General features: G+C 47.5%; 20 protein-coding genes and 2 pseudogenes. 10 read left to right on the top strand and 12 right to left on the bottom strand.

All coding sequences use genetic code 11. From position 1 onward, the window contains the following. Positions 1 to 48: 48 nt before the first annotated feature. The 9 genes and pseudogenes from ACFQ0N_RS06785 to ACFQ0N_RS06745 all read right to left on the bottom strand — a co-directional run bounded on the left by ACFQ0N_RS06785 (position 49) and on the right by ACFQ0N_RS06745 (position 7111). Positions 49 to 666, bottom strand: coding sequence for a CAP domain-containing protein (locus tag ACFQ0N_RS06785; RefSeq protein ID WP_379324114.1), 618 nt, complete (start codon positions 664 to 666; stop codon positions 49 to 51). Positions 667 to 783: 117 nt separating this feature from the next. Then, positions 784 to 1038, bottom strand: a complete 255-nt coding sequence (locus tag ACFQ0N_RS06780) for a YolD-like family protein (RefSeq protein ID WP_379324112.1) — start codon at positions 1036 to 1038, stop codon at positions 784 to 786. A gap of 101 nt (positions 1039 to 1139) precedes the next feature. Continuing rightward, complete coding sequence (locus ACFQ0N_RS06775) at positions 1140 to 1544, bottom strand: CBS domain-containing protein (RefSeq protein WP_379324110.1); 405 nt, start codon at positions 1542 to 1544, stop codon at positions 1140 to 1142. A gap of 261 nt (positions 1545 to 1805) precedes the next feature. After that, the gene (locus ACFQ0N_RS06770; RefSeq protein ID WP_379324108.1) at positions 1806 to 2777 is read right to left on the bottom strand and encodes an Ldh family oxidoreductase; all 972 of its coding nucleotides are present in this window, start codon (positions 2775 to 2777) and stop codon (positions 1806 to 1808) included. A gap of 984 nt (positions 2778 to 3761) precedes the next feature. Beyond that, on the bottom strand, positions 3762 to 4571 hold the full coding sequence (locus tag ACFQ0N_RS06765) for an Rpn family recombination-promoting nuclease/putative transposase (protein ID WP_379324106.1): 810 nt from the start codon (positions 4569 to 4571) through the stop codon (positions 3762 to 3764). Next, positions 4526 to 4735, bottom strand: a complete 210-nt coding sequence (locus ACFQ0N_RS06760) for a hypothetical protein (RefSeq protein WP_379324103.1) — start codon at positions 4733 to 4735, stop codon at positions 4526 to 4528. The genes ACFQ0N_RS06765 and ACFQ0N_RS06760 overlap by 46 nt, the downstream gene beginning before the upstream one ends. 261 nt (positions 4736 to 4996) lie before the next feature. Then, positions 4997 to 6268 (bottom strand): RNA-guided endonuclease InsQ/TnpB family protein, encoded by a 1272-nt coding sequence (locus tag ACFQ0N_RS06755; protein ID WP_379324101.1) that lies wholly within the window; start codon positions 6266 to 6268, stop codon positions 4997 to 4999. Positions 6269 to 6285: 17 nt separating this feature from the next. Then, a pseudogene (locus tag ACFQ0N_RS06750) lies at positions 6286 to 6372 on the bottom strand (transposase); the annotation flags it as partial. Positions 6373 to 6910: 538 nt separating this feature from the next. Beyond that, positions 6911 to 7111 (bottom strand): zinc ribbon domain-containing protein, encoded by a 201-nt coding sequence (locus tag ACFQ0N_RS06745; protein ID WP_379324307.1) that lies wholly within the window; start codon positions 7109 to 7111, stop codon positions 6911 to 6913. Positions 7112 to 7859: 748 nt separating this feature from the next. Between ACFQ0N_RS06745 and ACFQ0N_RS06740 the strand changes: the two are divergent. The 4 genes and pseudogenes from ACFQ0N_RS06740 to ACFQ0N_RS06725 form a co-directional block, all read left to right on the top strand. Beyond that, positions 7860 to 8272 (top strand): annotated as a pseudogene (locus tag ACFQ0N_RS06740) (IS1595 family transposase); the annotation flags it as partial. Between the two features lie 2 nt (positions 8273 to 8274). Next, on the top strand, positions 8275 to 8673 hold the full coding sequence (locus ACFQ0N_RS06735) for a VOC family protein (RefSeq protein ID WP_379324099.1): 399 nt from the start codon (positions 8275 to 8277) through the stop codon (positions 8671 to 8673). 121 nt (positions 8674 to 8794) lie between these two features. Further along, positions 8795 to 9223: a GNAT family N-acetyltransferase gene (locus ACFQ0N_RS06730; protein ID WP_379324097.1), complete on the top strand. Its 429-nt coding sequence runs from the start codon at positions 8795 to 8797 to the stop codon at positions 9221 to 9223. Positions 9224 to 9225: 2 nt separating this feature from the next. Beyond that, a complete protein-coding gene (locus ACFQ0N_RS06725) occupies positions 9226 to 10053 on the top strand; it encodes an aminoglycoside adenylyltransferase domain-containing protein (RefSeq protein WP_379324095.1) in 828 nt (275 codons plus the stop codon). Between the two features lie 69 nt (positions 10054 to 10122). Here ACFQ0N_RS06725 and ACFQ0N_RS06720 read toward each other — a convergent pair whose 3' ends face one another. After that, positions 10123 to 11361 (bottom strand): PucR family transcriptional regulator, encoded by a 1239-nt coding sequence (locus ACFQ0N_RS06720; protein ID WP_379324093.1) that lies wholly within the window; start codon positions 11359 to 11361, stop codon positions 10123 to 10125. 235 nt (positions 11362 to 11596) lie between these two features. Here ACFQ0N_RS06720 and ACFQ0N_RS06715 point away from each other — a divergent pair, with 235 nt between their 5' ends. From ACFQ0N_RS06715 to ACFQ0N_RS06695, 5 genes are all read left to right on the top strand, one after another. Next, positions 11597 to 13060 carry an amino acid permease gene (locus ACFQ0N_RS06715; protein ID WP_379324091.1) on the top strand — a complete coding sequence of 488 codons (1464 nt, stop codon included), beginning with the start codon at positions 11597 to 11599 and terminating at the stop codon, positions 13058 to 13060. A gap of 112 nt (positions 13061 to 13172) precedes the next feature. Next, positions 13173 to 14744 (top strand): spore germination protein, encoded by a 1572-nt coding sequence (locus tag ACFQ0N_RS06710; protein ID WP_379324089.1) that lies wholly within the window; start codon positions 13173 to 13175, stop codon positions 14742 to 14744. 21 nt (positions 14745 to 14765) lie between these two features. Beyond that, on the top strand, positions 14766 to 15872 hold the full coding sequence (locus tag ACFQ0N_RS06705) for a GerAB/ArcD/ProY family transporter (protein ID WP_379324087.1): 1107 nt from the start codon (positions 14766 to 14768) through the stop codon (positions 15870 to 15872). After that, on the top strand, positions 15869 to 17065 hold the full coding sequence (locus tag ACFQ0N_RS06700) for a Ger(x)C family spore germination protein (RefSeq protein WP_379324085.1): 1197 nt from the start codon (positions 15869 to 15871) through the stop codon (positions 17063 to 17065). The genes ACFQ0N_RS06705 and ACFQ0N_RS06700 overlap by 4 nt, the downstream gene beginning before the upstream one ends. Continuing rightward, positions 17062 to 17280 carry a hypothetical protein gene (locus tag ACFQ0N_RS06695; protein ID WP_379324083.1) on the top strand — a complete coding sequence of 73 codons (219 nt, stop codon included), beginning with the start codon at positions 17062 to 17064 and terminating at the stop codon, positions 17278 to 17280. Before ACFQ0N_RS06700 ends, ACFQ0N_RS06695 begins: the two co-directional genes overlap by 4 nt. 22 nt (positions 17281 to 17302) lie before the next feature. Here ACFQ0N_RS06695 and ACFQ0N_RS06690 read toward each other — a convergent pair whose 3' ends face one another. After that, positions 17303 to 17476, bottom strand: a complete 174-nt coding sequence (locus ACFQ0N_RS06690) for a hypothetical protein (protein WP_379324081.1) — start codon at positions 17474 to 17476, stop codon at positions 17303 to 17305. A 557-nt stretch (positions 17477 to 18033) separates the two neighbouring features. Here ACFQ0N_RS06690 and pdxR point away from each other — a divergent pair. Next, positions 18034 to 19464 carry a MocR-like pyridoxine biosynthesis transcription factor PdxR gene (pdxR, locus tag ACFQ0N_RS06685; RefSeq protein WP_379324079.1) on the top strand — a complete coding sequence of 477 codons (1431 nt, stop codon included), beginning with the start codon at positions 18034 to 18036 and terminating at the stop codon, positions 19462 to 19464. A gap of 72 nt (positions 19465 to 19536) precedes the next feature. Here the strand turns inward: pdxR and pdxS are convergent, their stop codons facing one another. After that, entirely contained in the window at positions 19537 to 20418 is an 882-nt protein-coding gene (gene pdxS / locus ACFQ0N_RS06680) for a pyridoxal 5'-phosphate synthase lyase subunit PdxS (RefSeq protein WP_379324077.1), read from the bottom strand. Positions 20419 to 20635 lie beyond the last annotated feature (217 nt).

The raw sequence follows: 20635 nt of genomic DNA, 5'->3' as shown, positions 1-20635 counted from the left end.
AAGCCGTTTCCTCTTGCCGGCGGCATGAAAAAACGGCTGCTTTATTGGTTAATCCGTAAAAATTTGAACCCATTCATCATTATAATGAGCGATGCCGATCTGCTTGTAACTGCTGTTCATTATGTTTTTGCTATGACCCGGACTGTTCATCCACTGCCCCATCACTTCGGGAGCGCTCATCTGCCCTTTTGCAATATTTTCAGCGGCCGCATTGTAGGTAATGCCAAGGGAATTCAGCAGATCGAACGGCGAGCCATAGGTCGGAGATTGATGATCGAAGTAGTTGTTATTGTACATATCCTGCGCCTTGGCCATCGCTGCCTGCGAAAGACCGCTATTCAGGCTTAAAGGCTGTAGTCCGGCTTTCGCTCTGGCTTGGTTAACCAGCTGCAGCACCTGCTGCTCATCCCCCGCAGAATGGGCTCTCTGGCCAGTTGAAGCAGCATTGTTATTCCCATTAAAACGGTTTGGTGAGTTTTCTAAAATTTGGTTCATCTTCAATTTGGGCTTAGTCGTTACGGATTTGCCGGTACCGTCAGTAGAAATTGAGGATGCGTGTGTAAAGCCAGTCGGGGCATTGTTCTTTGTCATGTTGTTATGGCCTATCCAGGAACAGCCGGCGGCAAGAAAAAGCGCTACTATTGCAATAATGGATTTAATAACCATTACCTCCTCGACATAAGTGTTCTGACATTACGTCGAGCAAAGTTTTTGCAATATGTGACTGCTTTATGCAAAAAATATGAGACCCCTGGGCAGGCATTACAAATATTTAGTTTCGATCTATTCTCTAGGGTAATCCAGACTCATGATGTCCATAAAAGGAACTTTAACGATCTGCTCATCAGGCTGTCGAACATGAACCTTGCCCGTTCTGGAATCTAAATGCACAATTTGTCCGCGCAACGGTTCCTCCCATCCCCAAATCGTCAGCATGACATTTGATTTCTCATGAAACGCTTCTGTCACCTGATTGCCGAGCTCCTCCATTACAAATTCATCTCGTGTAGGTCGTTTCGGTACTTTAGCTTTTGCCATGATTAATATTACTTCCTCCAAACGAATCCATTCTTTTTTATATGAGCCTTGAAATCCATTATACTCCCGGTACCCTGACAACAGGCTGGCAGCAATCTATATCAATCCGTAATATTGCTGGTGTAGTAGGCGATAATATCCTTTCGGCGGATAAGTCCGATAAAAATTTGATACTCATCTACAACAGGAACGAAATTCTGATCGGCGGCCAAATGAAGCATATCCTCCAAAAACGCATGAACTTCAACGCACTCATGATGGATGCGCCGCTTTATTTCTCGTACCGTAATGGTATTTAGATTGTGGAAGTTCAATCCGTCTGTATTTTTCAGCTTCCATAAAAGATCTCCTTCCGAGAGCGTACCGAAGTATTTCCCCTCCTCATCAATAACAGGAATGGCCGAGTATTGGGTTTGCTCCAGTTTTTCCATCGCCTCCTGCATACTGGCTGCAGCAGAAATGTAGGATACTTTTTCTTTTGGATACAAAAAATCTGAAATTTGCATCGGTCAAAACTCCCTTCTTGTGAACTAAGCGCCTTAAGCGCCCGCCGCGGTTCACCTCCTCTTGATTTGTTCCAGTTGAAGCTATTATACCAAAATATGCACTTTCCCCGTTGCAAGCAGCTTTTCCCAAAACTTCTCTTCTCTTTAAGTTTAATGAAGTCATGCGTGAGAAACAAGTGTTCTGGGTAACATTTCTCCTTTCCAAATATGGAAAATGCTTTATCGCCAGATGAGCTGCGAATTATCGTCCATGATGACGGTCTATTCTTGCTGACAATACGCCTCAAGGGTTGCAACAAGGGAAGATGAAAGCTCTATTTCATCCTTAAAACAACTGCCGCCGGGGATGTGAATCCCTTTGGAGGACAATCGTTCGAGTTGAGAGGCCATTCGGGCCGAGAAATCTGGAGCGAGCAATTCAGGGTTTAGGGCAACCAAGAACAGCCCTACACCAGGCGAACGATTCCCTTGCTCAAAAGATGGAGCATCAAGCGACCAATTGGCGCCCGTCATACCAGCGGCAAGAATTTCAACCATAAGTGCGATATTGGCTCCACGCATACCGCCGAAAGCAAGTAAAGCACCTTTGATCGCTTTCCGTGCATCAATTGTACCTTGCCCTTTCTCATCAATGGCCCAGCCTTCCGGTATCATCTCTCCGCGTTCTGCTGCCTGCCGTAAATTGACAAACGCCGTGGCGCTGGACGCCTGATCGATAACCAAAGGGGCCCTATTGTCGACAGGTGTTGCAAATGCTAGCGGATTGGTGCCATAGACAGCCTCGCTGCTTCGGCCTGCAGCCATTAAGGCAGGTCCATTGGTCGCAGCAAGTGCAACCAATCCCTTATGGGCAAGACGCCTTACATAATAGCCTAATTCTCCGGCTGTATAACTGTTATTTAACGACAATACGGTTACGCCAAATGTACTTGCCCGTTTTTGCAATTCCTCAATTGCGCGATCAAAACCAAGTTGGGCGATACCACCCCTGGCATCAACCTGAATGAGTGCGGGGGCTGGAAAACAAATTTCTGGCTCTTCTTTAGTAGTGATGCGGCCGTATACAAAGCCTTCCAGATAGTCAGGAAGATGAGCGAAGCCAACTGAACTCCTACCGGAACATTCCGCAGCGACAGTGGCTTCGGCTAGAGAGATTGCCGCCGCTTTACTTGCGCCAGCAGCAACGCATACGCGAATAGCCAGCTCTCTTGCGCTCTTAAGATCGTATCGCATGGGCTATTATCCTGAAATTCGGCTGAATTTGTGGCTCTATTATGGCGGGGAATACAGATACCGACTTATTTATGGTTTTCCTGTATCTTCTCAGCATTTCATCACACTCCCGATTGAATTTTATATCATGGAAATAGATTAGCCCAGGCAAGCCACCGCGAGCCAATCTCGTTCGGTCATTTTCATGATACATGGATCAGCCTGCTGCCGCTCGGTCTGCCCATCGGGTAACTAGCGGCTTTTTCTTGGCAAGCTCGTTAACACTAACAAAAAATCCACTTAAAAAAAAGAAACAGCCCCTTAACGAAAGGAACTGCTTTCCTTCACAATCTGCTTCTCAGTTGGTTAAAAGCACACAGGCCCAATCGAGCCTCTTATAGGACGACTAAAGGGATTTTTTGCATTTAGTTTCCCTGTCTTTCAGGAATCACGAGGAACTACATGCATTTTCTCCCTTTAGTTTGCTGCAAAATCACAAATCCCGTTCAAATCGGCTAAACTAAATACAGGTTTTGCATTTAGATCGCGAATTGTCTGCTAATCCCCAGCAACTAACTACCTAAAACGCAGTTAGTTGCTACCCCATGCTACTATGCGGCATCATCAGGGGGGATTGCGATCTGGACGCCCTTCATTTCATACTCCCTAAGCTGACGATTAGGGCTAACGAACCGGAGACACGCTATTGGCCGAAAAATCGGCTTGCTATGCGTGTAACGAACCGGAGACACGCTATTACTGAAAAAAAGGTCGGGAACCGGCCGATTTTCGGTGAATAACGATCGGTAGATTCGTTACAGCCCACAAGGTCCCATTTTGAGCCGAATAAGGTTTGTCAGGTTCGTTAGCGGCCCTTCAAATCAAATCCGCCAAAAAAAAAGTAAAAACACAAGATTAATAAAGCAGCAACTCCAACACTGGTTCTCGGGTTTACCTAGCTACATCAAGGGATACCTGTCTTTTTCATCCTGAATGAAAGTTGAGTTATAAAATTTGTTTGCTCAACGCTTTAACCTTTTCTTTTGGCAAACCTGTTACTTCCATTACTAATTCTACATCCATTCCTTTGCGCAGCATATTGAGCGCAGCTTGCTCTAATCCTTTCTCGAGGCCTTGCTCCAGCCCTTTCAAGATTGCCTGCTCCTGAATCCATTCCAGATTCCTCTCCAAGTTCGAGATCACGATACTCATCCCTTTCTCTTGAATTTTGGCCACCATCTGTTTCACTTCATCTTCTTGTTCCTTTTCTTTCATCAATCGCCGTAGTATAGGCTCAAACCAGACCGCAAAAACCTGGCGCTCCTCCACTGGCGTCCCGTCAATAGTTGGGGCCAATTTCTTGAACATGTTCACCAGTTCATTCACCTTCAGATGCGTATGCTGCTCAATTAGAAAGACTGTCCCAATCAAGTTCGACAGCTTCTCCAAATCCTCCGGTGTGTAACGGCATACATCCAGCAAAAAATATGAAAAGTTCATCAATTCCTCGCCTGCGAAAAGCCCATCATCAGCCAAAATGTCCCGAAAATCCAGCGGCACGTTCCACAGATCGCTGCCATTATACAAAACAAGCGGTACGATAACGGGCAGTTTGAAATCTTTGCGTTCCCGCTCGGCCTGAGGGGTGTCGCGCATAACCTGCCGCCATATTTCCACCTGATAGAGCAGCAGCCGCCAAGGCATAAGCGAATCAACCGTGGATTGCAGTTCAATCAAAATATAAAAAATAACTTCTCGGCCTTTTATTTTCACCCGGTAGACCAGATCAGCTTCTTTCCCGCTGAAATCCGGCAAGATATACGTTTATCCACTTTTATGATATGCGCTTCATCGATTTGATCGACCCATCCGCGTTTGATAAAAGAGCGTAACAGCTCAAGAAAATTTTTTTTGCTGGACAGGAGATGTTTATAGCCGCGATCATGCGGATGGCGAACTTTGTTATTATTTTTACCCATTTCATCGCTCCTTCCGCATAACCCCGTTCATATTCCTCATTATAGCATAAATCGATTATCCCCAACCGCGAATTAAAGATCGTCAACAACTCATGACTAAAGTCGCGAGCTTGTAAGGCTCTAGCGAGCCTTCGGTATCGACAGCCTTAGCTCAACTTTCGTTGGCTTACACGTCCTCCGACATGCCAATTTAACCTATCAACGTTTCGGGATAGGACTGTCTGGAGAGGAATACCGAGCGAACCCCTATGAGTATGTTAGCTACGCCACAGGCGCAGGTTGAAATTTCTTTTCACCATACTGTTTCAAGTTTAACGCGGCATTGATGTCGCGGTCATGGCATGACCCGCAATTCGGACACGTCCATCCCCTGACGTCAATGTTTTCAATGCCTTTAAGGGCCGTATTTTTCTTTCCGCAATCCGAACAGATTTGTGTGGATGCAAATGTCTTCGGTGTTTTCAAGAGGATTTTCCCCTGTTCTTCCAGTTTGTATTGGAGATACAGACGGAAATGCCCGAAGTCGTTATCCTGTTGTTTTTTCGCAAAGTTGGGATTACGGCTTAACTTCCGCAAGTCGAGGTCTTCAAGCACCACCATGTCATAGTGTTTCGCTAGTGCATGGGCTTTCTTATGTAACCAGTCTTTCCGTTGATTGGCTACCTTCACGTGCAGATTTGCAATAACGCCACGCTGTTTCGACCAACGGTTGGACCCTTTCACCATACGTGAGAGCTTACGCTGTTCCTGTGCCAGTTTCTTTTCCATCTTCCGCATATACAGTGGGTAATTGGCTTTCTTACCTTCACTGTCTACAAAGAAAGCGGATTGCGAATAATCCAGTCCAAGAACGCGAGTTGGAGAAACCATGTCCGGTATTTCGATCCCATATGCGACACACAACGACACATGGAACTGACCTTTTGCGTTCATGGAAATCGTGACATGTTTAATCACGCTGTCTTCCGGCAGAGGCCTGTGCATGCTCAGCTCAACCGATACATGCTTGATTTGGGCTTTCTGTGCCGTTGGCAAAGTCAGAACGCCATTTTCAAGCGTGATGTTGCCATTCTGATTGAATGTCGTGTAGCTGAAATCATGATTCTTCTTGGAATGGAATTTCGGCAGACCTTTCAAATCACGGAATGTCAATTCCTTGCCTGTGGTTCCCTGACGTTTCAGTGCAGACTTCTTGTACTGTTTCATAGAGGCAATCTCGTTAAAGTTGGAAAGTGCCTTGAAAAAGTGCTGTTTCGCTTCATTTGATGCAAAAGCATCCACTTCATACAAATACATTTCATTTTCGTCGCTTAGACATTGCTTTTTAAGTTGGGATACCGTCGGGATTCCGATCGCCTTTTTGTCGATTTTGTCGCCAATCTGATATCCGATTCGTTCCATGTACCGATAGAGATAATCGACATGGAGATTGTAGATTTTTCGGTCAGCGCCAAAGCATTGAAGAAAGTATTTCTTGACTTCGTCTTTCGGATAAGCCCGATACACAAAGCCGCGATGAACGGTTGCGAGCATTATTTTCACCTCGCTCTCTACTTGATTTGTTGGTTTTGGATATATCTATGAACCTGTTCTTGTGTGTTCTCGCTAACTGTTGCGATAAAGTAACTCGGATTCCATTATAGCACAAAATATTTAAGTCATAGGGATGTCGTCTTTCGTGGTGGCAGAAGCCACCCCTCATGCCGAACGGCGATTCATCTCATGACTAAAGCCACGAGGGTTCTCGCCTATCTCCTAAATTTGTGTTGACAACAAAACGCAGAATCCCTCGATAACGAAATCGTTTTGCCCAGGCCTTATACAGATAACTCCCCAAATACCTTTAGCATATATTTTGTAGATGCGCAATGTTTTGTCTTGTCTATAAGCATGCTTAAAGCATGTTATATTGACATCCTCCCCTGCCTTCCCCTTATTCGCCTCATAAGCATGAAGCAGGTTCAGTTACCGTTACCTTAGGAATTTGTTCCATGATCATAGAAGAGGTTCGTACGCTCGCTTCTGTACCCGAACAAACTCCGGGGTTCAGTTCCGTCCCTGTTGAACGTCTTTGGTGCTACGGATAGAACTTCTCTGTTAGGTATTCAGCACAGTCAGGTGCCTTATGCAAGGCATCTAGCCCTGCACAACGGCTTTTTAGGCCGTCGTTTTGTCTTATATGACAAGAGATGGTCTGCGGGAGATGACGAAGGCGGCATTGACGTCCGCATTCTCGTGATAGCCGCAAGAGCATTGAAATTGATCTTTCCTGCGATGGTTCTTCCGAATGAGTCCGCATGGACTGCTTTCCTGAGAGGTTTTATAGGGATTCACCTTTTCCAGAGTTAGCTCGGCTAAAGCGGCTTTATAGGTGATCTTTCATTCCAAATCATAGAACGCCCAAGCATGAATATTGCCTCCAGTTCTGATTGTCAAACAGGATCAAGATGTTTGCTCGAAAGGAAGGAAAACCCTTGGTATTTGCATGCTTCCGCCAATCCTGATACCGGCTTACAGCTAGTTTTCTTGCTTCTTGAAGAAGCGTTGATGGTAGTGGTATGGAACGAAGCAGGCGATCCAGTTCTGTTGCCGTACGTACTGGGACTTCCTGTAGGTATAGAAGGGCTTGATTGCTAGCTTGTGAAAAGTGGGCTCGCATGGTTCTATACATGGCTTGTTTCACCAATGTGGGCCGATACAAAGGAAGTTCGATCGTAATTGTATTCAGACTCATTTCCAATCCAACATATCTATCATTATATCAGAACACCAGTTCGATTTCAAATCGGGAAGGGACTGCTTGAAAATCATGTCGGACAATTGAGATAGTAAAGTTGCCACCCTTGTCCGAAGACGATTCATCTCCTACCTAAGCTCGCGCTTTGAGCGAAGGAGTCTTCTCGTCTGTATTTGATAAAAAGAAACGGAGTTGATTGTTAAATGGCGGATTAAAATTCGCCCTGCCCGATTAATAAGGGCAAGGGCGAATATTTTTATTGGCGGTTTTCTAAAAGATCGTTGCTAAATGCGGAACTTGTCCATAATTTGTTATAATATATGGTAGAAACGTTCAAATGGGCGCTGTTCCGCATCTGAGAAAGACAAAAGGCAGTTGTTTGAAGCGACATTAGGTCATACGGCTTTAAGTGGCATCGTAGAGAGTGGTGAAACGTATATCTTGGAAATTGAAAAAGGCAAAAAAGGCGGCATTGCCCATCGTAAACCCCGCAAAAGCGGCGGTAAAGCCCAAAAACGCGGAATAAGTAATGAACAAATTTCTGTCGTGGTTGCTCTTGACCGTAACGGTGCAATTTTCTCTATAATGGCAGGACGTGGACGAATTCTTAAATCAATGATGTAATGGGAGAGCTTCTTCGTGATGATGTTGTTTTGTGTACGGATTCCGCAACCAACTAAAAAGCGTTTGTCAAGGAGCATATGATTAACCATGAAGTGATCAACATTCGCAAAGATGGCTACGTGAAAAAAGGGATCTACCACATCCAACATGTGAATCATTATCATGGCGAGTTGAAAGGGTGAATCATTTGGGATTACTACATCATATCGAGATTTACGTATCAGACCTCAAACGTTCGGCTGAGTTCTGGGGGTGGTTTCTGTCAGAGCTTGGTTATACGCCATACCAGCAATGGGAAGAAGGTCGTAGTTGGAAATTAGGAGACACCTACCTTGTGTTTGTTCAAGTAAAAGAAAAACACTTGGACGTGCCATACAATCGTTGTCGGGTAGGACTGAACCATTTGGCATTCCATGCGATTTCGAGAGAACAAGTGGATGAGTTGACTGTAAAGGTTCGTTCCAAGGGAATGAACGTGCTTTACAAAGATAAGCATCCTTTCGCGGGCGGAGAAAATTATTATGCTCTGTTTTTCGAAGACCCTGACCGAATAAAAGTCGAATTAGTTGCTCCTTAAAGTGTCTCTACGCACTTCTCATATATCAGATAGCAACAATTTTATCGAAAACATCCTTTTTAATAGAGGGAACATCTTACATGGGCGCGATCGCCAACCTGTTAATTCTGAGGTGAATAATATGAGTGAATTATCGATACGAATATGTTCTCACGTAGATTTGGCCCTTCTGGCTACTCTCAACAAGCAGCTTATTGAGGATGAGCGACATGATAATACAATGAATATTGAGCAGCTAAAAGAAAGAATGAGGAGTTTCATTGATACAGATTATAAGGCTTACATATTTGGACGAGATTGTGAAATTATAGGCTATGCTTTAGTAGATCACACTAGACACCCCTTATATTTAAGGCACTTCTTCGTCTGTAGAAACTTTAGAAGGAACGGCTATGGGAAATTAGCTTTTGAAAAGTTAATTGAACGATTGAACACAAAAGAAATTGATATTGAAGTGATGCACTGGAATCATATTGGATATGAATTTTGGAAATCACTTGGTTTTATTGAAAGAAGTATTTACATGAGACTTGAAGGAGGAAATGATTGAACATGCAAAAACCACAAAAATGGCCTGAATGCGATCCTGGCGTCAAGCGATTCATTCACTCTTTTGTCGAACTGCTTCAAAACCACCTTGCTGATCATTTAGTTGGCGTATATCTTCACAGTTCACTTGCGACGGGGAGCTATTATCCTCCTAAAAGCGACATGGATCTAATTGCAGTAACAGCTGACAAACTCAGTGCCAAAACAGCCAAAGAGATCGCTATCAGCATTGCCCGCTTCTCAGATACGCGGCCGACAACAGGCAATATCGAGTTCAGTATCGTTACAGCATCAGCAGCCAAGACGATCCCTTCCCCTATGCCCTACGAATTGCATTACAGCTCATCATGGCATGACCGTATACTGGGTGATGAGGTTGAATATGGGGGCGAACAATTTGATTCCGATTTATTTGTGCACTTGTTGTATGTAAAAAAACGCGGATGCTGCTTATATGGTGAACCTGTACATGTTGTATTTGGCGATGTGAACTGGGATGACTTTATGTTTGCAGTACTGGATGATTTGGACTGGATTCTGGCAGACGAAAACATCGTTGAATCCCCTTACTATGGCATCCTGAATATATGCCACACTCTTCAGATGCTGGCTGATAAAAAGCAAGTTGCATATAGCAAAGATGAAGGCGGCGAATGGGGTCTTGTTCATCTTTCAGAAAGATTTATACCATTAATCAATATGGCTCTTTCGGTCTATCGCTGCAATGATCCTATTGACGAAGAAAACAGACGGACCGGCGGTGTTAGCTGGAACTCCGCTGAATTGCTGGCCTTCAGGGACTATGCACGCGAGTTATTAAATACGTACTAGTCGGATTGATTGCCTCTCGGCGAGGTGCTCACAAGGCATTTTTTTTTGCTGAAGCACCTTTTTTGTTTTTCATTTTTGCTCGCCGCCGCTCAATTGCCGCATCCGTAAATCAAGAAAAACCGTTACCTTCTGATCCATATCGTCGAGATCGATTTCTCCGATTTCCGCTATTCGCTTCAACCGGTAGCTAAGAGTATTGATGTGAACATGCAGCGCTTCTGCTGTTTTCTTAACATTGCTGTCGGAAGCAAGAAACACCTCCAGCGTATGCTGCAATTCGCCATTATGCTCTTGATCATACTGGCTCAGCTTCTGCAAGCATCGATTTTCGACCGCGTGTATACTGCTTTCCACAAGCATAGCCGGGAGCAGACGATAATAGCCTAGATCCGGATAATAGTAGACGTCCCGGATTTCGCACGGAAATCGCCGCTTGATCTTCAGTACCGACAGCGCCTCCTGGTAACTGCGCTCTGCCATGATGTACTCGGCATAGACGGAACCGCTCCCCCCGCCGGAAGGGGAAAAACCGAAACGCTGCTGCATTTGCTCAAACACATATTGAAAGTGGGCGAAATATTCTTTGTTTCCATCATGCTTCGTTAAGCCCGACAGCAGAATGAGCCGATTATGGTGCAACGTATGAAAGACGATACGCAGCCGCGGCGCAGTGGTCAGCATGTATTCGATCTGCTGCTGCTTCTCGCCGATGTCGGATTCGAATTCCAGCACGACGATCTGGTACCGGGAAGGCAGTTCCAGCCCGAACGCGGCGCTTTTTTCTGCGATATCGCTTTCCTTTTTCAAATGTCCGGTAAGAAGCTGCCAGAAAAAGTCTTCATGCCCCTTAGTCTCCTTGTGCCGCTTTAATTGCAGCTGCAGCAGTTTGGCCGATGCCGCACGCGCCGCTTTCTTCAACATATCGGCAGCGTCGCCGCCAAGCGGCCTGTTCTCCTCCAATACCCAGATGAAACCAAGTATTGTGCGCTGCTTGCGAATCGCGATGACCAGACGATCGCCCAGTCCGATCGAAGGGATGGCAGACAGCGACACCGGTTCTTCACTTTCAAGAACACGCTGCATGACGCCTTCTTCCCAAAGGGTGCTGATCACTTTTTCGGGAACGCGCCGACCGATAATCGTTGCCACGCGAACCTCATCAGCCTGCGAATCGTGGGAGCTGTACGCAATCAGACGATGCTTGTCATCTTCGATCGTAACGGGATTATGCAACACTTCGCTGACCATGTCGGCCAAAGCCTCCACGCTCTCGAAGCTGCGGTCAAAAGGATTATGCTCATGGACCATCCTAGAATAACTCCTTCTATGAGACACGATAATTGTCGATTTTCACAAAAGAACCGTCATCTTTTCTGAATTCTCTACAAAACCAGTGAACACAAATTATGATAGTATGTTGCCATAAGTTTTTGATTGTTCTAGCCTTTGCTACATTCGGAAGTTTATGCATCTGCCGGATCTGGCAAAAGCTCATGTTGGCACTATTTTTGACAACGCTTTCACAAAAGTTGGGAGGAACAACATGAAAAAACAAGACGCACCTCAACTGCATCGTGGACTTGAACAAAGGCATATTACGCTGATGTCACTAGGGGCAGCAATAGGTGTAGGACTTTTTCTCGGATCGGCATCCGCCATCAAGCTTGCCGGTCCGGGCATTCTGCTCGCCTATGCGCTTGGCGGCGCGGCCATGTTTTTTATTATGAGAGCGCTGGGCGAAATGGCGATTCACAACCCGGTCGCCGGCTCCTTCAGCCGTTATGCGAGAGACTACATCAAACCGGTCTTCGGGTATTTAACAGGCTGGAATTACTGGTTTCTCTGGGTCATCACTTGTATGGCGGAAATTACGGCGGTCGGCATCTATATGGAATTCTGGTTTCCCGACATGCCGCGCTGGATTTGGGCATTGGCCGCCCTGCTCGTCATGACCGCGGTCAACCTGATTGCCGTCAAGCTGTACGGCGAATTGGAATTTTGGTTCGCGCTTATTAAGATCGTGACGATTATTTTAATGATCGGGCTCGGCATTGCCATGATTGTGTTCGGTCTGGGCAACGGCGGTGAGCCGCTCGGCATCAGCAATTTATGGCAGCACGGCGGAATTTTTGCAAACGGTTTCTATGGGCTGCTGATGGCGATGCCGATGGTCTTGTTCGCTTACCTTGGCATCGAAATGATCGGCGTCACTGCCGGCGAAGTGCAAAATCCGAAGAAGTCGCTCTCCAAAGCGATCGATACGGTATTTTGGCGCATTCTTCTTTTCTACGTCGGCGCGTTGTTCGTCATTATGTCCATTTATCCATGGGATGAAATCGGCAAGGCGGGAAGTCCTTTCGTGATGACTTTCGACAAAATCGGGATTCCATATGCGGCCGGCATCATTAATTTCGTTGTCATTACCGCCGCGCTTTCTTCCTGCAACAGCGGGATATTCAGCACGGCGCGGATGCTCTTCAATCTCGGCCAGCAGGGTGAAGCGCCGTCCCGCTTTAGCCGCGTGACGAAAAAAGGCGTGCCCGGCCTTGCGACATTGGCCTCTGCCGGAGCGTTGCTGATCGGGGTTGCGCTAAATTATCTCGTTCCGGAGAAGGTCTTTACGTGGCTGACCAGCATCGCCACCTTCGGCGCCATCTGGACCTGGTCCATCATACTGATCGCCCAGCTTCGGTTTCGCCGCGGCCTGCGCTCAGCGGAACGTAATCGGTTAAGCTACAAGATGCCATGGTATCCTTACAGCTCGTACCTTACGCTTGGTTTTCTGGCTGGCGTCATCGGTCTGATGGCCTTCAATCCGGATACGCGGGTTTCGTTGATTGTCGGTCCGCTCTGGTATGGGATACTTGTCGCTTTTTATTACGGAAAGGGTCTTCATAAGCGCAAGCGCAGCGCGCATGAAACTTATAGCTTGTCCTCGCTGGAGACGGCCGGTTATCCAGAAAACAAAGATGCCAATAACGTTCTTGAAAAGCAGACAAGTTTCTAATATCGAATCATGAAAAATCGTCGTACCTTCAACTTTGGTTCGTCCATGGATGAATTACCTGCAATTAGGAAAAAATAGGGTATCATGGGCGAACTAAAGGAGCTGGAAACGTTTGATTCGGAATATCCGGAAGCTGCTGCAAAAAAAACAGAATAACATTCGGCAAAATCAAGAACAGCCCGTTGCCAAGCCGCAGCAAGAGCTTTACATCGATTTGGACAGCAATATTGAGACGATTCGTACGATTTATACAAACTGTTCGGATGTTGTGTTTCGTTCTTTCCTGATCGGCGAGAGAACGAAAGCCGTTTTAATCTATATTGAAGGACTTTCCGATGCCAAGGTGATCGACGATCATGTACTTGCTCCGTTGATGCAGGCAGCCCCTGTGGAGCTCACGGACCTCCATGTACTTTTCGAACGAAAAATATCTGTTTCCCAGGCAAAACAAATCGCAAGCTTTGCAGCGTGTATCGAGTACATGTCGGCCGGGCTCCCGATTCTGCTGTGTGAGGGGGAAAACCGCGGTCTTGCGCTCGGTCTTTCTCAATGGGAAAAAAGGAGCATCGAAGAGCCTTCGGCCGAGGCAAGCATCAGGGGCCCGCGCGAGGGCTTCACCGAAACGCTGCAGGTGAATATCTCGCAAATTCGGCGTATTATCAAGAGTCCCGCTCTGAAAATGGAATCGCTCAAGATCGGCGACTATACCCAAACCAAGGTCGCCATCGCTTTTATCGACGGAATCGCCGATAAGTCGTTGGTCGAGGAAGTCAGAAACCGGCTCGGGCGCATTCAGATCGATGGCATCCTGGAAAGCGGATATATCGAGGAAATGATTGAAGACAATCCCTATTCTCCATTCCCTCAATTGTTGAGCACGGAAAGACCCGACGTAGCCTGCTCCGGCTTGCTCGAAGGACGCGTGGTGATTCTGATGGAAGGCACTCCCTTTGTCTTGATCGCCCCAACGACGTTCTTCTCCTTGATTCAGGCAGCCGAAGACTACTACCAGCGTTTCCTGGTCGGGACGATTATCCGTTGGCTGCGGTACATCTTTCTAGCGGCCTCCCTTTTGCTGCCATCGTTCTATGTGGCTCTCCTTACCTTTCATCAGGAGATGGTCCCGAGCTCCCTGCTTTTTAGCATGGCCTCATCCCGGGAACCGGTCCCCTTTCCCGCCCTGGTGGAGGCGCTCCTTATGGAAGTGGCCTTTGAAGCGCTGCGCGAGGCCGGAGTCCGGCTGCCCAAACAGGTAGGCGCCGCCGTCAGCATTGTCGGAGCGCTCGTTATCGGCCAAGCTGCGGTTCAGGCGGGTATCGTCTCTGCGCCGATGGTCATGGTAGTCGCCTTAACAGGCATCGCTTCTTTTATGATACCGCGCTATATTGCCGGAATCGCGATTCGCATGCTGCGTTTTCCGATGATTTTTCTCGCTGGATCTTTAGGCCTTTTAGGAATCATGATGGGCATTATTGCGATTGTGCTCCATCTGTGCAGCCTGCGTTCCTTCGGCGTCCCCTATCTGGCCCCGCTGGATACGCAAAAGATACGCGATATGAAAGATGTCCTCCTCAGAGCACCCCATTGGAGTATGGACACCCGCCCTCACTTTACTGGGGATTACAACGAATACCGTCAGGCTCCGGAGCAGAAGCCCGGACCCGGGCGAGGAACAGATACATAATACGGAAAGTGATGAAATGAGATGCTGGAAAAAGGAAAAATATCCGCCGTTCAATTAGCAGTTCTGATGTATCCAACCATACTTGCTACGGGCTTCCTGCTGCTGCCGTCCATCACGGCCAAATATGCCGGTAATGACCTGTGGATCGCGACGCTTCTCGCCTCCGTGAGCGGCTTTGTGGCTATTTTTGCAGCATACAGGCTGCACAAGCTTTATCCTGAGTACACAGTCATTGAATATGGCGAGCAAATTTTAGGAAGAGTCCTTGGCAAAATCGTCGGTTTCGTCTTCGTCATCTTTTACTTGCATACAACCGGGGTCATTGCACGGGAGTATGCCCAGTTTGTTGTCGGCAGCTTTTTTTTTCGTACTCCGATGATCTTTGTCATCTGCTCAATGATTTTGCTGTGCGCAGTTGCGGTCCGCGGCGGGGTTGAGCTTGTGGCGAGGAGTGCGCAAATTCTGACACCTGTTTTTATTTTGCCTCTCGCCATGCTCTTGCTGCTCATTCCCGATCTGGATGTGAGAAACATCTTTCCAGTTCTGGAGCATGGCTTCGTCCCCGTACTCCAAGGAGCGGCCACGCCTCAGGCATGGTTTTCCGAATATTTTCTTATTTCGTTCTTCTTGCCTTTCCTGGCAAAGGGCCAGAAAGGAGCGAAATGGAGTACCATTTCGTTGTCTGCCGCCGTGGCAAGCCTGCTGTTTACCAACTTGATCGTCTACTTTCTCTTTGGCGAGGACACAGCGACCAAGAACTATCCCGTATTAATCGCATTCCGGTACATCAGCCTTGCTGAATTTATCGAAAATCTGGAGGCGGTGCTCCTGGCGGCGTGGGTGATCGGCAGCTTTATCAAAATCGCCGTGTTTTACTATGCGGCCGCTTTATCTGCCGGGCAATGGCTGAATCTCTCCGATTACCGTCCTGTCGTCCTTCCGCTCGGTATCCTGATTGTGGCGTTCAGTTATTGGGATCTGCCAAACTTCCCCCAACTGGCGAAGTTCCTTAGTACGACCGGTCCTTTTTACATTTTGACCACCCAAGCGGCGATCCCGCTGCTGCTGTTGCTTGTAGCTGTTTTGCGTAAAAGGAAGCGGCGTCCGAAGGGAGCATCGGCACCATGAGAAAAATGATCGCAACGGCAATCGTGTTCGCACCGGTCTTGCTCCTTGCCGGCTGCTGGGACCGGACAGAACTGAACGATTTGGCACTTGTTACGGCGGTTGCAATCGATAAACCGGAAGGCCAAGGGGTAGAGTTGTCCGTACAAATTATGATTCCGCGGAAAATAGGCGGGGGAACGATGGGAGGAGGCACCTCCTCCTCAGAGGGTAAACAAACCTTGGTGAGAAGCGAAACGGGAACCAATATCGCTGATGCTTTATCGAAACTGCAGCGCATTGTGCCAAGGAAGCTTTTCTGGGGACAATGCAAAGTGTTTATATTTGGCGAATCCATGGCGAAGGAAGGCATTCAGGAAAGTATGGACTTCCTCGTTCGCCACCCGCAACCTCGGGAAAGAGCCTATATGTATGTCAGCAAAGGCAAAGCGGCAGCCGCGCTCGAAGTATCGCCGCCACTTGAACGATCCTCCGGGGAAGTATTGCGGGAGTTATCCGACCTGCAAATTGGGATACAAGTGACAATGAAGGAATTGAATAAAATGTTAACCGGAGAATCTCAGGCGGCTACCCTTCCGTATGTACACATCCTTCCCCCTGAGAAAGGATCCAAAGAAACGCAAACGATTCCCTATATATACGGATCGGCTATTTTCAAAAAAGATAAAATGATCCAACGGATCACGGAAAAAACAACGCGCGGCGTTATGTGGCTCCGCAATGAAATTAAAGAATATACCGTTACTTTTCAACATGAAAACGAAAAAGGCGAAAAAGGCGCTATTTCTTTAAAACCGATCAAGGCCAAAGTGAAATTGATCCCCCGTATTGACAAAGAAAAATGGAAGATGGTCGTCAAGGTATGGACCGAAGGGGATATGGTGCAAAACGGAACGAAAATGAATCCTCTCCATCCAGAATTAATCAGTAAGTTGGAGCAATCGTTTCAAAAGGATGTAAAGGAGCGGATCGAGCTGGCTCTTCGCGTCGTTCAGCAGGAACTGAAAGTGGATATTTTTAACTTTGGCAGGGAATTTCATCGCAAATATCCCGCGCAATGGCGAAAAACGAAAGAGCGATGGGAAGAGTTGTTCCCGCAAGTAGAAGTAACTACCATTATTGACGCACATATTCGACGGCCGGGTTTGATCGGTCCGCCGGGAGGGCTGCCCAAAGAAGAGGTGGAAAAACAATGAATTGGAGGATCTGGATTAGCGCGACTATCATCATCCTCCTTATATTCTGGTTTGAATGGCCGAGAATCAAACAGAATCCCCCAAAAGACAAGGCAGCCTTTGTGGTGCTGCTGCTAATCGGATGGGTGCTGTCTATGTTTGATCTTCTGCATCTTCCGGGGCCGACCACCTTGCTAAATGCCATCTTCAAACCGTTGGCGAGAATGCTCGAATAATGAGATTTAGCAAACACAAATTTCAATAATGATTCATCGCTTCGTAGTTGAGGCGGCCGACAAGACGTTCAACGGCTTTCGATCGCCCTCTTACTTCTTCATCGGAGAGCACCGGACCGTATTCCTGCGTCCGCTCGTTGAGTGCAAGAAACTCAATAACGGCTACTGTGCTCAGATACTTGCAGCTCGTTTCCAAATGCGCGCCTTAACTATTGGCATAATCGAGCTTTTGCGTTATAATTAAGTTTATTTTTAAAACAATATCCTCGCTTCATTAATTTGTCAATTCTATTTATTGTTCAGTTTAGCGGCTCATGCAGATGTGCAAGAGCCCTTTTTTATTCAATCATTTCGCTACGACACGTGCAGCAAGGAGGATTACGAGCCATTAGAAAGCAGGGCGATGCGGACCGTAGGAGGCTGTCTATTCATTGTGGACATCTGTAAGCGCGGGCGAAGTGGGCCGTCGCGGACAATGGATCCGTTATCTGTGAACAAACATGTCAAATGACGGCGAAGGGGACCGTGGTTCCGTTATTTGCCTTAAATCGCCGCGAAAACCCGGCAAAACCAGCAAATAACGGATCGTGTGTCCGCGGAACCTCGGAATGAGCTGGTTTCGACCAAATAACGGATCGTAGGTCCGCATACCTTTTTTTGGCCGCTCAAAGCTACGACCGCCCACTCGTCAGCTGCCAGCGGTCTTATGACGAAATTGACTCATCCATATTTTTATATTTAGAGGTGAATGGAATGCTTAGCGTCAATCGCGACGACGAACGTCCGATCTGGCAGCAGCTGCTTGATCAAGCGATCCACAACATTACCACCGGCAAATGGCCGCCTGGCGAATTGCTGCTTCCATCGCGCGAGCTCGCGCAGCTGCTAGGGGTTTCACGCTCAACGATACAGATTGTGTATGAGGAATTATTCAGCCGTGGCTATACTGAGACTTCCACGCGCAGCGGCACACGGGTAGTTGAATGGAGCTATGTACCTGTCCCTGCGGAGAATGTCGCTTCACGCGGTCCTGTCCCCCCGGAGCTGCCGCTGCTGAATGTTGCAGTCAGTCAAATGAATAGTTGGTTTAGAGGAAAAGAATATCGAAATGTCGAGATCGATTTCAGTCCGCATGAGCCGTACTTGGACGAGCATTTTCAAAAAAAATGGCGGCAATCCTTTTTACAAGCCTCGGCAGAAACCGATCTGGCCAGCTGGACTTACGGCAACGCCTACGGCTACGTGCCGCTGCGCGAAGAGATTCAACGTTATTTGTCCCTTGAACGGGGCATTCATGTGCATATTGATCAAATCCTTATTACATCAGGCGCACAGCATAGCATCGATTTGATCGCCCAAGCGCTGCTGCATGAGGGCGAAACGGTATCTGTCGAGGATCCCGGCTTCCCTGCTGCCTGGCTGACGATGAAATATCGGGGGATGAATGTCGTTCCGGTGCCTGTCGATCAGTATGGACTGCAAGTAGAACGCCTCCCTTCACAATGCAAACTGGCTTTTGTTACGCCTTCACATCAATGTGCGGTTGGCGTCATTATGTCGGAGCCCCGCAGACAACAGCTGCTCCATCTGTCTACACAACAGCAATTTTGGATTGTCGAGGATGACTATGATAGTGAATTCCGGTATCGCGGTGCGCCGCTGCCCACGTTGTTCAGCCAGCAGCCGCAAAACACACTATATATGATGAGCTTTTCTAAAATGGTTGCGCCGGCGATTCGTATATCTGCGATCATCGGCCCGATGGAGGCCATTCACCAGCTTGCCCGCGTCCAAGAACTAACCTATCGTCATCTGCCAATTATGGAGCAATTGACGCTGGCTCATTTTATTGAGCATGGGCATTTTATGCGGCATATGCGGCGAGTAAGAAATGTATACCGGCGGAGGCATGAAGCGATGACAAAAGCCATCAGCGCGACCGGTCTCGGTGAACGCTTTACACTGGGCGGCGTGGAAACGGGGCTGCATGTGCTGCTCGAAGCCGAGAAAACGTTCGATGAGGAAGCATTAACGAATCAGGCGCTCGAAAACGGAATACGCGTCTATCCGCTGAGCACATATTGTTTGGAAAGCGACCGGAAAGGCTGGGTACTTGGCTTTGCCAAAGTCGAGGAGTCGCAAATCGAGGAAGGCATTCATCGTCTTGCAGAGCTGCTTTTATGATAAAAGCAACTCTGCATGCAAACAAATAACAGCCGCCTCTGTTCAGAGACGGCTGTCCGGTTCGAAACTTTATTATATACCGCGTTCCTGCATCCGCTCGTGCTCCCGCAGGCTGGAAATTTCAATGCCTTTCATAGGTGTGCCCAGATTTTTGGACACTCTGGCAATCAATTCATAATCTTCATAATGTGTGGTCGCTTCAACAATGGCGCGGGCAAACTTTTCAGGGCTGTCGGATTTGAAGATGCCTGATCCTACAAACACGCCGTCTGCGCCAAGATGCATCATCAACGCTGCATCCGAAGGCGTAGCTACGCCGCCCGCAGCAAAGTTGACGACCGGGAGCTTGCCGGATTCATGAACCTGCAGCAGCAGTTCGTACGGCACACCAAGCTGCTTCGCTTCATTATAAAGCTCATCCTTCGATAGGCTCTGTACTTTGCGGATTTGGCCGTTAATCAGACGAAGGTGGCGTACGGCTTCAACAATGTTGCCTGTACCCGGCTCGCCCTTCGTGCGCAGCATCGCAGCGCCTTCCTGAATGCGGCGAAGCGCCTCGCCAAGATCCTTTGCTCCGCAAACGAAAGGAACGGTAAATTCATTTTTGCTAATATGGAAAATCTCGTCTGCCGGTGTCAAAACTTCACTTTCATCAATGTAGTCTACTCCAAGCGACTCGAGCACTTTTGCTTCAACATAGTGGCCGATGCGGGCTTTCGCCATTACCGGGATCGTTACAACCTTCATGACCTCTTCGACAATCGTCGGATCAGCCATGCGAGCTACGCCGCCGGCTGCACGAATATCGGACGGTACGCGCTCCAGCGCCATGACAGCAGTTGCGCCGGCAGCTTCTGCTACTTTAGCTTGCTCAGCATTCATGACGTCCATAATGACGCCGCCTTTTTGCATTTCGGCCATTCCTCTTTTGACTCGTTCTGTACCTGTTTTCATGGTTTACACCCTCCTGATAGCTTGGCTCTAGCTCAAGCGATTATGAATCAATGACGATTGTCATGATTGGCTGGTTAGGCAACAAAATTGCCAAGTTGTTCCCATATAAGAAGCGCTTGTTTGAGTATAACAGCTAATGGATAGTTATAAACCATCCAAATATGCTATTTTGATCAGTCCAAATGAAACTTTATTTTGGCGATCATAGCTGTATGTG

This window comes from Paenibacillus sp. GCM10027626 (assembly GCF_042676285.1).
In the GTDB taxonomy this organism is placed as follows: Bacteria; Bacillota; Bacilli; order Paenibacillales; family Paenibacillaceae; genus Paenibacillus_Z.
The sequence above is the reverse complement of the archived record's forward strand: the minus strand, read 5'-3'. Positions and strand labels throughout refer to the sequence as shown.